Genomic DNA, 13,456 nt, shown 5'->3' on the forward strand with positions numbered 1-13,456 from the left:
GTTCGCCGTGTGCGGGACTGCGCGCGCTCTTGTACCACTTTGTTCATAGCAGTGTCAACGAACTGAGCATGCCTGCGCTCGCGCGAACGAATACGCTCAGCGCATGAGCGCCCAGCGCGGGTCACAGCGCCCGTCACTCGTCGACACCGCGGAGGTCGCGCTGCGCAACTGGCTGGCCCCCGGGCGCCACCGCTCGGGCGACCGGCTGCCGCCCGAGCACGACCTCGCGGAGATGCTCGGCATCTCGCGCGGGACGCTGCGCGCGGCCCTGCTGCGGCTCGAGGGCACGGGCGAGATCGTGCGCCGCCAGGGCAGCGGGACGTTCGTCGGCCGCGTCGGGCGCCGCAGTGCGCTCGACGAGGGCCTCGAGCGCCTGGAGCCCTACTCGTCCATCGCCCGCGGCCGCGGCACGAAGCTCACCGTCGAGGACCTCGGCATCGAGCGCACGGGGGCGTCGGCGGAGGCGGCGCAGCGGCTGTCGATCGAGCCGGGGAGCGAGGTCATCGAGATCTCGCGCGTCCTGCTCGCCGACGGGCGTCCCTCGGCGCGGATGGTCGACACGCTGGGCCCCCAGGTCGACGTGCCGTCCGACGCCAAGCTGCGCAGGGCGCTCAAGCAGGGCACCATGGTGCTCGACATCCTGCTCGGCCGCGGGGTGCCGATCGCCTACGCGACGACCCACATCCTGCCCCGGATGGTGACGGCGCGCGAGCCGCTGGGCCGCCACCTCGGCATCGACCGCACGACCGCCGTGCTCGACCTCGAGGAGGTCTTCCACGTCACGACGGGCGAGGTCGTCTACTTCTCGCGCGACATCTTCGCCCCGGGCGGCCTCGACCTCCACGTGCTCCGCTGGCTCGAGGCGGCGCGGCCGGAGCAGGTCAACGCCCGCGGGCCCGGGCGCGTCGCGCGCACGAGGATCAAGGCCTGAGGCGCGGCAGCAGTTCGGCGACGGTGTCGACCGTCTCGTGCGGCCGGTGGCGGTCCGGGGCTTGTGTGAGATCGAGACCGCCGGTCATCCCGCTGCGCACGAGCACCGTGTAGGACCCGCCGATGTGGCCGAGCTCCACCTCGAGCGCGACGTCATCGCCGACGATCGCCAGCTCCGCCGCCGGGATGCCGCCCATGCGGCCGCTGATCTCGTCGAGGCTCGCCTGCGAGGGCTTGCCGACGATGCGCGGCGCCGCCCCGGTCGCCTTCGCCAGCGCCGCGGTGAGCATCGCCCCGCGGCTGAAGATCGGGCCGTCGGCCCCCGCATACGCCGACACGTAGCTCGCGGTCAGCAGCGGAGCGCCGGCGATGACCGCCCGGGCCGCGCGCTCGATGACGCCGAAGTCGACGCTCTCGCCGTGCGCCACGAAGACCGCGCCCGCCTGCGGCCCGTCGCCGTTGGCCGAGAGGACGTCGATGCCCTCGGCCACCATGCGCTCGCGCGTGACCTGCGGCGCGAAGACCTGCACCGGCACCCCCGGGTGGTTCGCCCGCAGGTAGGAGATCGCGCTGCACGGGGGCGTCACGACCTCCTCACCGGACACCCGGAGGCCGACCTCGCGCAGCTCCTCGGCGATCGTGCCCGGCGTCACGTGGCTGGCGTTCGTGCAGACGACGATCGGCCGGCCGCTCGTACGGATCGCGGCGAGCACCTCGCGGGCGCCGTCGATGACGACGAGCCCCTCGCGGCCGCGCTGGACGAGCGTCCCGTCGAGGTCGAAGACGAACCCGCGGGCGTCCTCAAGACGCACGGCGCCACACCACCTCGTCGTCGCCGCTGCGGTACTGCAGGAAGCCGATCGACGGCCGGTGCGCGACCTCGGCCAGCAGCGTGACCAGCGGGTTGCGTCCGGGCCGGGCGGCCGGCGGCGGCGGGCCCGCCGAGCTCAGCATCGCGTCGACCTGCTCGGCGGGCATCGTCATGCGCAGCAGCAGCTCCTCGTCGGAGATCGTCCTGCCGAACCGCTCGCGCGCGCCGTCGAGGCTGAGCGGGCGCGAGCGCGCGAGCTCCTTCGCGCGCGGCGTGGAGAGGATGCGGTCGGCGACGTCGGGATCGACCGGCGCGGGCGGCTGGCCGAAGTGCCCGAGGAAGTAGCGGATGACCTCGTCGGGGACCGTCGCGTAGCGCTCGGGAGCGATGACGTTCATGCTCGCCTGGGTCACGAGGAACTGCGCATAGGGGGTCACGACGATCGGGTAGCCGAACTCGGCGCGGACGCGCCCGACCTCGGCGAGCGCGGCATCGAACAGCTCGCCGCGGCGGATCTCCTCGAGCTGGCGGCGCATGGTCGTCACGACGCCGCCCGGCAGCTGGTGGGCCTCGTAGGTGGCGTCGTACGCGCGCGGCGCACCCGGCGGCAGGCCCTTGAGCTCGGCGAGCGCGCGGAAGTGCGCCGAGACCTCGGCCAGCGCGTCGAGGTCGAGCTCGTGGGAGAAGCCGATCGCCTCGACGTCGCGCAGCGTGCTCTCCGCGACCGGCTGCGACGTGCCCTGCCCGAGCGGACCGACCGCGGTGTGCAGCGCCGAGAAGCCGAGCCGGCAGCCCTCCAGGTAGGCCTGCGGCGCCAGCCCGATCGTGCAGTGGCTGTGCAGCTCGATCGGGCGGTGGGGGAACGCCTCGAACAGGCGCGGGCCCAGCTGGCGCAGGCGGTCGATGCTGACCAGGCCGCCCGGGTCCTTGAGGTACAGGCGGTCGATGTCCGGCGACTCGGCCAGCCGCCGCGCGCGGGTGACGTAGTGCTCGTCGTCGTGCACGGCGCTGCGCGAGTAGGTCAGGCCCATGACGACCTCCTCGGCGCCCTCCTCGCGGGCCAGCCGGGCGAGCGTGATGAGCGCGTCCGCGTCGTTCATCGGCTCGGCGACCTGGATGCGCCGGATGCCGTTGCGGATCACGCAGCTCAGCGCGAGGCGGATGACGTCCTCCTCGGCCGGCTCCCACGAGATGAAGCGCATGCCCGTCGTCAGGAAGGTGAGCATGGTGTCCGGCATCGCCGCGCTGACGCGGCGGATGCGCTCCCACGGGTCCTCCTGGTGGAAGCGCACCGACACGGCCATGTGGGTGCTCGTGGTGAAGTCGAGCGCGCGGAAGCCGACGCGGTCCATCGCCGGCGCGATCGAGAGCACGTCGGGCGTCGTCAGGCCGGTCGCGCCCCACAGGCTCTGGTTGCCGTCGCGGGTGCTGGTGTCGACGAACTCGATCGGCGCGGCAGTCATGCGGCCGGGGGCGGGGGTGGGGCGGCGCCCGTGACGCCGCCGGGCGGCGTCCGCACGACGTGCAGCTCGAACTCGCCCGTGCACACGCGCAGCTCGCCGGTGCCCGGGCGCTCGAGGATCGCGATGATCTCGCGCACGTCGTCGTCGCTCAGCGGCATGCGGTCACCGGTGGCCCCTAGCGCTTCTGGCCGGCGTCGGCGCCGAACGTCGACATGATCAGCGACATCGCCGAGACGCCCTTGGGCCCCTCGGGCCGCGCCCCCTTGCCCGTGGCGGTGACGGGGCGCGCCTGCAGGACGTAGAGGTTGTCCGGGAAGCCGCCGGTGCGGGCGATCGCCCACTCGATGTCCTGCTGGCAGCCGGCGGAGCGCTCGATGCCGCGCGCGACGCCGGCGAGGTGGCGCAGGCGCTCGTCGTCGAGCGCGGGCGCGTCGGCCCGCTCGGGCTCGACGTCGGCGACCTCGGTCCCGGTTCCTCCGGGGGCCGGCCGGTACTCGATCGTCTTCGGGGCGATCGTCCGGCGCACGACCTCCTTGGTGACCTTGCTGACGAGGTACTCGTCGGGCGTCACGTCGCCGCCGACCACGCCGAGCCCGAGGCCCCAGCTGGCGTTGATCGCGATCATGCTCGGGTCGCCGGAGACCGGGTTGCAGGTGAAGGCGACGCCGGAGACCTCGGCGTCGACCATGAGCTGGACGGTGACGCCCATCGCCGGGTCGCGCGCGGCGTCGCCCAGGCGGGCGCGGTAGGTCAGCGCGGGCGCGCTGTAGAGGCTCGCCCAGCAGTCGCGGACGGCGTCGGCGATGCCGTCCGCGCCGCGCACCCACAGGTACGTCTCCTGCTGGCCGGCGAACGCCGCGTCGGCGCTGTCCTCGCCCAACGCGCTCGAGCGCACGGCGACCGGCGGCTCGTCGAGGCCCGTGGCGGCGGCGAGGTCGGCGTAGCGGCGGGCGATCTCGTCGCGGACCTCATCCGGCACGTGCGCACCGGACACGGCGGCGGTCAGCTCGCGTGCGGTCGCCTGTGCGGCGTCGACGTCGTCGGGATCCACCGAGGCCAGCGCGGCGTCGACGTGCTCGCGCAGCCCCGCTGCCTCGATGCAGGCGGTGAACGCCGACGTGGCCAGCGCGAAGCCGGGCGGCACCGGCACGCCGCCGGCGATCAACTCGCCCAGGCTGGCGCTCTTGCCGCCGAAGACGCCGTCGTCCTCGGCGCGCAGCTCCGCGAGCGTCCGCGTGTGGGCGAAGCCGTCGCTCATGGCGCCCCGTCGAGGATGGTCACCACGCCCGTGCTGCCGTTGACGCGGATGCGCATCCCGGTGCGGATCTGCGCGGTCGCGCGGCCGGTGCCGACCACCGCGGGCTTGCCGTACTCGCGGCAGACGATCGCCGCGTGCGACATGACGCCGCCGATGTCGGTCACGGTCGCCTTGATCTTCGGGAAGATCGGCGCCCAGGCCGGCGACGTGATCGTGCAGACGAGGATGTCGCCGTCGCGGACGTCGGCGATCTCGGCGTGATCGCGCAGCACTCGTGCGATGCCTTCGACCTCCCCGGCGGACGCGGCGGCCCCGATGATCGTGGTGCCGTCGCCCTCGCCCTGGGCCCACTCCTGCAGGCGGCTGGGCGTGATGCCCCAGAGCATCACCGCGAGGGGGTCGTTGACGGCCTCCGGCATCGCACCGAGCGCGGGCGGCGGGGTCCACTCCTCCAGGCGCTTGAGCAGCTCGCGGCGGCGGGTCACGATCGGCGGCCAGTGCTGCGGGCCGAGCGGCGGGCCGCCGGTCGCCCACATGAGGCACAGCTCCTCGAGCGCTTCGTGCGCCTCGTGGCGCGAGAGCATGAAGATGTCCTCGCCGTCCTCGAGCCAGCCGTGCTCGGCCAGCAGCGCGCCGAACTCGCGGATCTTGTTGTAGAAGCGGGTGAGGAACCAGTAGTCGGCGTAGAACTTGTGCTCCTCGACGTACGGGAAGACGCCGCGCGACAGCTGCAGGAGCTCCTGGAACGGCTGGCGTGCGTCGTCGTCAAGCAGGGAGGCGTACTCCTCGGCGAGACGGTCGCGCTCGGCCTCGAGCTGCTCGGTCGGGCGCTCGACGTCGTGGCCGGCGTGGATCGCGTCGATGTGTCCCTTGATCGAGGCGTACGGGATGCTGGGGTCGTCGTACCAGCTGCGGAAGTAGTGGTAGAGGCCGTCGCCGGTGGCCATGTTGAACCACGGATCCTTGATGGCCTCGAGCTCCTCGAGCCATCGGCGGCCCGCGCCGGTGCTCTGCAGCTCGGCGTCGACCTCGGCCGGTGTGCGGCCCTCGACGAACGCGCCCTCCACGCCGGTGTCGACCGCGATCCGGGCCAGGCGGCGCAGCTCGGCGTCCGGCCGGAACAGGAGCACGTCGATGCCGGCGATCATCTGCGAGATGTGCTGGTCGGGGATGTCGGGGAGGTGGGCCTTGCAGAACTCCGAGAACGTCAGGTAGGCCCCGTAGCCGAGCAGCAGGAACTCGAAGTGGTTCGACCACATCTGCTCGTTCGCGCTGAGCGCGGTGCGGTAGGCGTCGAGGACGCCGAGGTACGTCGGCGGCCGGTCGCCGAAGATGACGTCGTCGTCCTCGTACTCGGGCAGCTTCGGGACGGGAAGGTCGCTGATGTGCGCGATCAGCTTCTCCATCCGCGTGCGCCAGTCGGCATAGAGGGCGTCCCAGTTTCCGAAGTAGTGGCCCGCGCGCTCCTGGAAGAACCGGGCGCGCTCGGCGATGAGCTCCGGATCGTCGACGCCGTTGACCGAGATGTAGACGTAGCCGTTGATGATCCGGTAGTCGATGCCCATGGCGGGCGGCGTGCGGAACGCGCGGTGCTGCCAGGCGCCGGCGGCCTGGTAGGGCGTGTCGATCGACGTCACGTCGAACGGCGGCATCGGCACGGGGAAGTGCATGGAGTTCCAGAACCAGAGGCGGTCCTCGTCAGCCGGCCGCTGCGCCGTGAAGAGCGAGTAGTACGGATACATCTCCTCCCAGCCCTGGCACCCATCCGGGGTGGCGATCGAGAACGGGCTGGGGAACGCTCCCAGTGCGTCGGTCGTGGCGGCCATCGGTCTCCCCTCGTCTCCGGCGCCCTCTCCGGTGCGCCAGGGGAGAGGTATAGCGCATGCGCGAACCGGTCACAGGCGCCCTGACACTCATGGCGGGCATGGGGAGGAGGAGGTGTCGCGCCCCGGCCCGGCGAACCGTGGCGGGGGCTGGGCCGGGGCGCTGGATCTCTCCAAGGGGGAAACGCCGCCGCGCGCGCCGGGTTGGCCGGTCGGCGCCCGCCCGTCAGATGCGGCGGTAGCGGGCGTCGGCCAGCGAGTAGCAGCCGAAGGCGATCAGCCCGGCCGCGACGATGCCGAGCAGAACCGGGCCGTACGAGTTGTGCGCGAGCTTGGCCAGCGCCCCGTCGAGCCCGACCGCCTTGTTGGGGTCGAAGTCGATCGCGGCCCGGATCAGGAACCACCCGATCAGTACGAACACGACCATCCGCGCGAGGTGCCCGACGACGCCGAGCACGGTGAACGCGCGCTCGGTCTCCGGCGTCATCCGCTCGGTCTTCGAGTCCTCGAGGAAGTTGCGCGAGACGCCCTTGTACCCCTGGTACGCCCCGACGCCGATCATCACGAGGCCGGCGAGCACGACGATCACCTGGCCGCCGGTCCAGTCGAGCACGCCCGCGGTCGCCTTGTCCGGATGGCCGGACCCGCCGCCGGAGCCCGCGAGGATGCCGATCGCCGTGACGAGCAGCGCGCCGTACGCGATCCCGCTGGCCAGGCCCGACAGACGGTCGAAGCCGCTGTCGCTGGCCTCGGGGCCATGGCCGATCGCCGCGCGGACGAGCCGCCACAGCGCGTAGCCGGCGAGCCCGATCGCCACCACGACGAGCAGCACCTTGCCGAACGGCTGCTCGACGATCGTCCTCAGCGCGCCCTGCTGGTTGGTGGCCTTGCCGCCGTCGCCGAGCGCCAGCTTGACCGCCAGCACCCCGATGATCCCGTAGACCACCCCGCGCGAGACGAGTCCCGCCCGCGCGAGCCATTCGAACGCGGGCTGGCGCGCGACGGTCTCGCCGGCGCCGCGCGCCTCGCGGGCCGGCCGCGATCCCGTTGCCATGTTGAACGCCATGTCGTCTCCTTTACGCCGCGACCCGGGCCTGCGCCGGTGAGGGCACGCAGATCCGCAGGGCGCCGGGCTCCACCTTGACCTTGAACGAGCTGACCTTGCGCCGGTCGCCGCCGTCGAGCTCGTAGAGCACGGGGCGATCGAGCGTCACCTTCACCTTGTGGGCGCGCGTCGTGCGCACGAACGGTGACCGGCTCGGATCGCCGGACACCGTCCGCGCGATCGTGCGCGTCCACTGCACGACGTTGTCCGCCGTGACGATCCCGAGCTCGAGCTGACCGTCGTCGGGCCGCGCGTCGGGGAACACCTGCACACCGCCGAAGAGCGCGCCGACGTTGCCGAGCAGGACGCAGCTCGCCGGCCCGTCGTACCACGGGACGCCGTCGACCTTGATCTTCGCCTCGAAGCTCTCCGAGCGGATGTTCCGGGAGCCGCTCCACATGTAGGCGACACGGCCCATGCGGTCCTTCAGGCCGTCGGCGTCGCGAATCATCGCCGCGTCGAAGCCGGCGCCGGCCATCACCGCGAACCGCTCGTCGTTGAAGCGCCCGACGTCCAGCGGGCGCCGCTCGCCGTGCAGGCCGATCGCCACCGCCGCCTCGATGTCGCGCGGGATGCCGAGGTTCGTGGCCAGCAGGTTGGACGTGCCGGCCGGAAGGACCGCCAGGCTCGCCGGCGTTCCGGCGAGCTCGCCGATGCAGCGGCGGGCCATCCCGTCGCCGCCCCAGGAGAAGATCAGCTCGGCGCCGTCCTCCACCGCCCGGCGCACCTGCTCCGGGGCCTTCTTGCTCTTGGGCACCTCGGCCCAGAACGGATCCGTCACTCCGTTGGCCTCGAGCACGCGACGCAGCTCGGGCAGGCCGCCGCCGAACGTCTTGCCCGCGTGGGCCACCACCGCGACCTTCATGCCGCCGTCACCGTCCCGCGGTCGCTCCGGGCGCCCGAGGGCGCGACCCGGCGCGCGGAGGGCTCGGACCGCAACAGGCTCGCCGCCCCGGCGGCCCGGCACGCGAACACCAGGACGACGATCGCGCCGATGCCGATCACGGCGCCGCCGGCGACGTCGAGCGGGTGATGCATGCCGCGGTACATGCGCGACATCGCGACGAAGGCGGGGATCGCGACGGCGAGCGCCCACGCAGCGACCCGGACCCACGTCGTCCGGATCCGCGACGTGATCAGCAGGACCAGCCCGGCGTAGACGGCGATCGAGGCCGCGGTGTGACCCGAGGGGTAGCTGGCGTCGGCGGGCAGGCCCTCCAGGCGGTGGACGTGCGGCCGGTCGCGCGGGGCGGCCAGGGTCGTGATGCGGTACGTCGCCGATTCGAGGGCGAGCACGAACACGGCGAACGCCGCCACGCGCCAGTACCGCTTGATCGCGCAGACGATGGCGATCAGGCCGACGAGGATCGGCAGGACGGGCGCGCCGCCGACCATGGAGCCGACCGCGGAGGCGTCCGTCTCGAAACCGGTCCGATGCTGCGCCAGATCACGGACGAACCCGTCGTCGGCGGAGCCGATGCCCGCCGTCTGCACGAGCACGTGGGTCACGAGCAGCCCGAGGCCGATCGACAGGGCTGCGAGCACCGCCAGTCCGGCCAGCGCGGCTGCGAGGAACACCAGCACGGGGTGGCGACCGTGCAGCGCGCGGGCGAAGCGCTCGGCGCGCCCGCGCCGCGGAGCGGCGAGGACGGGCACGACGTAACGATCTTCGCCGCGGTCACGACTGTGTCGTGTCGTCGATCCGGCGCCATCCATGCTGTGAAACCTCCTGAAGTCACGCAATTGACCACGTGCCCCCGCCAGGCTGAACGGGTACCCGAGCCTTCGACGTTCCATGCCCGTCCTCGTCCTCCTCGCCGCCATCCTGCTGGCCGCCGCCGTCGCGGGACTCGTGGTCCTGGGACTGCCGCGGGGCGGCGCCGCGCGTCCGTCCTCCACCGTGGGAGTGGCCCGCGAGGCGGGCCGGGACGCGGCGCGCCACCCCCGGCTGCGACGCCTCCTCGGGGCGCGTCTGGACCCGGATGCGGCGACCGGCCTCGCGCTCACCGCGGCGCTCGTCGCGATCGTGTCGCTCGGCCTGCTGCTCGCCGTCGTCGCGTTCCTCGTGCGCCGAGGGAACGGTCCCATCGGCCTCGACGAGGCGGCCGCCGAATGGAGCCACCGCCACGCGACGGCCTGGAGCACGGACGTGCTGAGCGCGGTCACGGACCTGGGAGCGCCGCGGACGATCATCGGGCTGGCGGTCGTGCTGGCGGTCGTCGAGACGATCCGGACCCGCGATGCGTGGATCGTCCCGTTCCTGCTGCTCGTCGTGGGCGGCAACGCGCTGCTGACCACCACGATCAAGGACCTCGCCGACCGGGTCCGGCCGGCGCTGAATCCCGCGGCGGAGGCGCTGGGACCGTCGTTTCCGAGCGGTCACTCCTCCTGGTCGGCGGCGTTCTTCGCCGCGGCCGCGCTGATTCTGGGGCGGGGACGCTCGCGTGCGACCCGGGCGGCGCTGGCCGCCGCGGCGGCCGGCCTCGCCGTCGGCGTGGCGACGACGCGCGTCCTGCTCGACGTCCACTGGCTCAGCGACGTCGTCGCGGGACTGGCGCTCGGAGGCGCCTGGTTCGCGGTGTGCGCGATCGCCTTCGGCGGGCGCCTCCTGCGCTTCGGTGCATCGGCGCGCGCGGTCGATGCGGCGGCGCGCAGCGGCGATCAGGCGCCCGTGGCGGCTAGCGAAGACGTGTCCAGCCGCGCTTGAGGACGATCGCGTCCTCGCCACGGACCGGCGTGCCGGCCTTCGGGCTCTGCGCGACGATGCGCAGCCGGCGGTGCTTGGCGCGCCTGCCCGTGGTGCGCCTGGCCACGGCGAGCGCGGCGGCGAGTGAGCGGCGAAGCATGGTCATCCGGACCGAGTGGGGCAGGATAGAAGGTCGGCGGGTGGTTGCCCGCCGGCTCTTGACCGCGCGCGCGTTCCCGGGCTGACTGCGGTGCATGGCGGGCGGCGAAACGGCGGTTCTGGTGGTGGGCGGCGGGGCGATCGGCGGTGTGATCGCGGCGCTGCTCGAAGGCACGGTGGGGCGGGTCGTGGTGCTCGATCCGGCGGCCGAGCACGTCGCGCGGATGCGCGACCCGGGGCTGCGGGTCGGGCTCGACGGCGGGGAGCGCGTCGTGCGAGTCGTGCGCCTCGACGCGCGGGCGCGCGCGCAGGAGCTCGACGAGGACTTCGACCTCGCGCTCGTCACGGTGAAGGCGGCGCACCTCGAGGCGGCGCTGACGCCGCTGGCCGCGGCGGGCGTCGCGCGCGCGTACGTCTCGCTCGGCAACGGGCTGGTGCACGACCGCATCGGCGCGCTGGTCGGCGAGGACCGGCTGATCGTCGGCGTCGTCGAGTGGGGGGCGACGAACCTCGGGCCCGGGCGGGTGGCGCGCACGTCGCCCGGCGGCTTCGTCGTGGGCGAGCCGGACGGCCGGGTCCGCGACCGCACGCGGCTTCTCGCCGGCGTGCTAGCGGCCGTCGGCCCGGTGAAGATGTCCGAGAACGCGGTCGGGACCGTGTGGTCCAAGCTGCTGGTCAACAGCACGATGTCGGCGCTCGGCGCGGCGTCCGGGTTGCTGACCGGCGAGGTGCTGGCCGACGCGGACGGCCGCCGCGCGGCGGTCGGGCTGTGGCGCGAGGGGTGCGCGGTCGCGGCGGCGAGCGGGGTGCGTCTCGAGCCGGTGTGGGGCGAGGATCCGGTCGCGCTCGTGGCGGGCGACGACGCCGGCGCGCGGCTGCAGCGCACGTTCGCGCCGGTCGCCGGGACGAAGGCGTCGATGTTGCAGGATCTCGAGCGCGGCGCGCGTCCGGAGGTGGCGGTCATCAACGGGGCGGTGGCCGCGCGCGCAGGGGAGCTCGGGGTCCCGGCGCCGCTGAACGCGCGCGTCGCGGAGATCATCGAAGCGATCGCGCGCGGCGAGCGGGCAGGCGGCCGCGATGTGTTCGTCACGATCGCGCGCCGCCGGGAGACATGAGAGGGTCGCCCGCATGGTCTCTCGCATGCGCCGCTTTGCCGGCATCGCCGTGGTCCTCGCTCTGGGCGTCACGCTCCTGCCCGCCTCGGCCTCCGGCGCGCTGCGCCAGCTGTCCGGGCCGGCGGGGTGCCTCGTCGACCGCTCCATGCCGGCCGGGCAGTGCACGGCGGTGCGGGCGCTGCGCGGGCCCGGCCCGTTCGAAGGGTCGAACGCCGTGGCCGTCAGCCCGGACGGCCGCTACGTCTATGTCGCCGCGGCCCGCAGCAACGCGGTCGCGATCCTGCGGCGCGACCGGCGCAGCGGCCGGCTCACGCAGGCGCGGGGCGCGCGCGGGTGCATCGCTGCGGGCGGCGCCGGCGGGTGCGCGACGGCAGAGGTCCTCGGCTGGCCGAACTCGGTCGCGATGAGCCCGGACGGGCGCGACGTCTACGTGACCTCGCGCGACAGCGACGCCGTGACGGTCTTCCGGCGCGACGCGAGGACCGGCGCGCTGACCGAGGCCGGCTGCGTCGCGGCCGGCGGCGCCGGCTCCTGCGCGGCGGGCCGGGGGCTCGACGGGCCGGACGTGGTCGTGGTGAGCCCCGACGGCCGCAACGTGTACGTGGGGGCGTTCAGCGGCAACGCGGTGGCGGTGCTCGCGCGCGACCGCTCGACCGGCGCGCTGTCGCAGGCGTCCGGCACGTCGGGCTGCGTCGCGGCGGACGCGACGGAGGGCTGCGCGACGGGCCTGGCGCTGACCGCGGTGGAAGGCATGGCGGTCAGCCGCGACGGGCGCAGCGTGTACGCGGCGAGCGCGATCAGCGGCGCGGTCGCGGTGTTCGCCCGCGACCGTTCGACCGGCACGCTCGCCCAGGCGACGGACGGCAGCGGCTGCCTGGTGACGGGCCCGGCCGCCGGCTGCACCCCTGCGCGGCGGCTCGCGGGAGCGAACGCGGTGGCGCTGAGTCCCGACGACCACGCGGTCTACGTGACGTCGCTGCTGAGCAACAGCGTGACGGCGTTCGCGCGGTCGGGGACCGGCCAGCTGACGCAGCTCGTCGAGTCGTTCGGCTGCGTCGTGTTCGGCCCGCCGCGCGGGTGCACGCCCGGCCGCGCGCTCAAGGCGCCGGAGGGCGTCGCCGTCGCGCCGGACGGCCGCTCCGTCTACGTCGCCGCGTTCTCGTCGGGGGCGGTCGACGTGCTGCGCCGGCTGTCGCCGTCGGGCGGCATCCTGCCGCGGGCCGGGCGCGGCGGATGCGTCGCCCGCGACGGCAGCTCGGGCTGCGAGCGGGGCCGGCGACTGCGCGGCGTGAGCTCGGTGGCGGTCAGCCCGGACGGGCGCCACCTGTACGCGACCGCGTTCGCCAGCAGCGCGGTGGCGGTGTTCCGGACCGGCTGAGGGCGCGGAGCGGAGGGGGCGGGATTCGAACCCGCGAGCCGGGGTTGCCGGCCTCCGGTTTTCAAGACCGGGGCAATAGTGCCCATTTGCAGGACTTTCAGGCCCCGTGGGAACGGCTGTGGGAACGGACCCAGCGCCGCTTGGGGCCCGTGCTACGGTCGCGCCGAAGACCCCTCCAAGCGTCGCGCGGGCGTCGCATCACGGCGAACGAGGACCGGGACGATGGCCAAGCCGAAGGTGGCGTACAAGATCGGCAGCGAGGCCCACACGGGCGTGCTGTGGGACCACGACGGCGACACGTTCGGGACGTCGGTCCGGCTGCTCGTCGGCTACGACTCCGCCGCGGGCGAGTCATCGGGGACGACGACGCCCACGACGGCGCTTGAGATCAGCCCGGCGCCGGTCCGCGTGCGCGCGACCGTCGGGGCGCCCTACCGGCTGGAGCTGAGCGCCCCCGGCGGGACCGCGCCGTACACGTTCTCGCTGTACGGTCTGCCGCCCCGGGCCTCAGCCTGAAGGCGTCGCGGATCATCCACGGCATCCCAACGCGGGCGGGCACATACCGCGTCCACGCGCTCGTCACCGACGCGACCGTGCCGCTGGCGCTGTTCGGCGCGCACTCCTGGGAGATGCGGGTCGCGCCGGCCGCCGCACGCTGAGCGCGCACTGCGCGCCGGGCGCGTGGCGAATCCGTAGTTTCGCCCGCGCGGGCCGCCAGGACCTGCGGA

Annotated in this window: 14 protein-coding genes; 5 read left to right on the top strand and 9 right to left on the bottom strand. The window is 74.0% G+C overall.

Annotation, left to right across the window (positions count from 1 at the left end; genetic code table 11):
- Positions 1 to 103: 103 nt before the first annotated feature.
- Positions 104 to 931 carry a GntR family transcriptional regulator gene (locus DSM104329_RS02965; protein WP_259313909.1) on the top strand — a complete coding sequence of 276 codons (828 nt, stop codon included), beginning with the start codon at positions 104 to 106 and terminating at the stop codon, positions 929 to 931.
- Here DSM104329_RS02965 and DSM104329_RS02970 read toward each other — a convergent pair.
- The 8 genes from DSM104329_RS02970 to DSM104329_RS03005 form a co-directional block, all read right to left on the bottom strand.
- Positions 921 to 1,742, bottom strand: a complete 822-nt coding sequence (locus DSM104329_RS02970; RefSeq protein ID WP_259313910.1) for an HAD-IIA family hydrolase — start codon at positions 1,740 to 1,742, stop codon at positions 921 to 923. The two genes, DSM104329_RS02965 and DSM104329_RS02970, sit on opposite strands and share 11 nt — an antisense overlap.
- Complete coding sequence (locus DSM104329_RS02975; RefSeq protein ID WP_259313911.1) at positions 1,732 to 3,204, bottom strand: hypothetical protein; 1,473 nt, start codon at positions 3,202 to 3,204, stop codon at positions 1,732 to 1,734. The genes DSM104329_RS02970 and DSM104329_RS02975 overlap by 11 nt, the downstream gene beginning before the upstream one ends.
- Positions 3,201 to 3,362, bottom strand: coding sequence for a hypothetical protein (locus DSM104329_RS02980; RefSeq protein ID WP_259313912.1), 162 nt, complete (start codon positions 3,360 to 3,362; stop codon positions 3,201 to 3,203). Before DSM104329_RS02980 ends, DSM104329_RS02975 begins: the two co-directional genes overlap by 4 nt.
- Positions 3,363 to 3,379: 17 nt before the next feature.
- On the bottom strand, positions 3,380 to 4,462 hold the full coding sequence (locus DSM104329_RS02985) for a PEP/pyruvate-binding domain-containing protein (protein WP_259313913.1): 1,083 nt from the start codon (positions 4,460 to 4,462) through the stop codon (positions 3,380 to 3,382).
- The gene (locus DSM104329_RS02990) at positions 4,459 to 6,288 is read right to left on the bottom strand and encodes a PEP-utilizing enzyme (protein WP_259313914.1); all 1,830 of its coding nucleotides are present in this window, start codon (positions 6,286 to 6,288) and stop codon (positions 4,459 to 4,461) included. Before DSM104329_RS02990 ends, DSM104329_RS02985 begins: the two co-directional genes overlap by 4 nt.
- A 223-nt stretch (positions 6,289 to 6,511) precedes the next feature.
- The gene (locus DSM104329_RS02995; protein WP_259313915.1) at positions 6,512 to 7,351 is read right to left on the bottom strand and encodes a DUF1206 domain-containing protein; all 840 of its coding nucleotides are present in this window, start codon (positions 7,349 to 7,351) and stop codon (positions 6,512 to 6,514) included.
- A gap of 10 nt (positions 7,352 to 7,361) precedes the next feature.
- Entirely contained in the window at positions 7,362 to 8,255 is an 894-nt protein-coding gene (locus DSM104329_RS03000) for a diacylglycerol/lipid kinase family protein (protein ID WP_259313916.1), read from the bottom strand.
- Entirely contained in the window at positions 8,252 to 9,187 is a 936-nt protein-coding gene (locus DSM104329_RS03005; protein ID WP_259313917.1) for a phosphatase PAP2 family protein, read from the bottom strand. The genes DSM104329_RS03000 and DSM104329_RS03005 overlap by 4 nt, the downstream gene beginning before the upstream one ends.
- On the opposite strand from DSM104329_RS03005, the gene DSM104329_RS03010 reads away from it, so the two are divergent.
- Positions 9,186 to 10,097, top strand: coding sequence for a phosphatase PAP2 family protein (locus tag DSM104329_RS03010; protein ID WP_259313918.1), 912 nt, complete (start codon positions 9,186 to 9,188; stop codon positions 10,095 to 10,097). The two genes, DSM104329_RS03005 and DSM104329_RS03010, sit on opposite strands and share 2 nt — an antisense overlap.
- Here DSM104329_RS03010 and DSM104329_RS03015 read toward each other — a convergent pair.
- Entirely contained in the window at positions 10,069 to 10,236 is a 168-nt protein-coding gene (locus tag DSM104329_RS03015; protein WP_259313919.1) for a hypothetical protein, read from the bottom strand. The genes DSM104329_RS03010 and DSM104329_RS03015 overlap by 29 nt on opposite strands.
- 94 nt (positions 10,237 to 10,330) lie before the next feature.
- Here DSM104329_RS03015 and DSM104329_RS03020 point away from each other — a divergent pair, with 94 nt between their 5' ends.
- From DSM104329_RS03020 to DSM104329_RS03030, 3 genes are all read left to right on the top strand, one after another.
- Positions 10,331 to 11,350, top strand: a complete 1,020-nt coding sequence (locus tag DSM104329_RS03020; RefSeq protein WP_259313920.1) for a ketopantoate reductase family protein — start codon at positions 10,331 to 10,333, stop codon at positions 11,348 to 11,350.
- A gap of 13 nt (positions 11,351 to 11,363) precedes the next feature.
- A complete protein-coding gene (locus DSM104329_RS03025; protein ID WP_259313921.1) occupies positions 11,364 to 12,728 on the top strand; it encodes a beta-propeller fold lactonase family protein in 1,365 nt (454 codons plus the stop codon).
- A gap of 222 nt (positions 12,729 to 12,950) precedes the next feature.
- Positions 12,951 to 13,244, top strand: a complete 294-nt coding sequence (locus DSM104329_RS03030; RefSeq protein ID WP_259313922.1) for a hypothetical protein — start codon at positions 12,951 to 12,953, stop codon at positions 13,242 to 13,244.
- Positions 13,245 to 13,456 lie beyond the last annotated feature (212 nt).

The sequence above is a fragment of the Capillimicrobium parvum genome, assembly GCF_021172045.1.
Taxonomy (GTDB): Bacteria; Actinomycetota; Thermoleophilia; order Solirubrobacterales; family Solirubrobacteraceae; genus Capillimicrobium; species Capillimicrobium parvum.

Bases quoted from the DNA above. Each gene is read 5' to 3' on its own strand.
- DSM104329_RS02965 (WP_259313909.1), top strand. From the start codon at position 104: ATGAGCGCCCAGCGCGGGTCACAGCGCCCGTCACTCGTCGACACCGCG.
- DSM104329_RS02975 (WP_259313911.1), bottom strand. From the start codon at position 3,204: ATGACTGCCGCGCCGATCGAGTTCGTCGACACCAGCACCCGCGACGGC.
- DSM104329_RS02980 (WP_259313912.1), bottom strand. From the start codon at position 3,362: ATGCCGCTGAGCGACGACGACGTGCGCGAGATCATCGCGATCCTCGAG.
- DSM104329_RS02985 (WP_259313913.1), bottom strand. From the start codon at position 4,462: ATGAGCGACGGCTTCGCCCACACGCGGACGCTCGCGGAGCTGCGCGCC.
- DSM104329_RS02990 (WP_259313914.1), bottom strand. From the start codon at position 6,288: ATGGCCGCCACGACCGACGCACTGGGAGCGTTCCCCAGCCCGTTCTCG.
- DSM104329_RS02995 (WP_259313915.1), bottom strand. From the start codon at position 7,351: ATGGCGTTCAACATGGCAACGGGATCGCGGCCGGCCCGCGAGGCGCGC.
- DSM104329_RS03000 (WP_259313916.1), bottom strand. From the start codon at position 8,255: ATGAAGGTCGCGGTGGTGGCCCACGCGGGCAAGACGTTCGGCGGCGGC.
- DSM104329_RS03010 (WP_259313918.1), top strand. From the start codon at position 9,186: ATGCCCGTCCTCGTCCTCCTCGCCGCCATCCTGCTGGCCGCCGCCGTC.
- DSM104329_RS03005 (WP_259313917.1), bottom strand. From the start codon at position 9,187: ATGGAACGTCGAAGGCTCGGGTACCCGTTCAGCCTGGCGGGGGCACGT.
- DSM104329_RS03015 (WP_259313919.1), bottom strand. From the start codon at position 10,236: ATGCTTCGCCGCTCACTCGCCGCCGCGCTCGCCGTGGCCAGGCGCACC.
- DSM104329_RS03020 (WP_259313920.1), top strand. From the start codon at position 10,331: ATGGCGGGCGGCGAAACGGCGGTTCTGGTGGTGGGCGGCGGGGCGATC.
- DSM104329_RS03025 (WP_259313921.1), top strand. From the start codon at position 11,364: ATGGTCTCTCGCATGCGCCGCTTTGCCGGCATCGCCGTGGTCCTCGCT.
- DSM104329_RS03030 (WP_259313922.1), top strand. From the start codon at position 12,951: ATGGCCAAGCCGAAGGTGGCGTACAAGATCGGCAGCGAGGCCCACACG.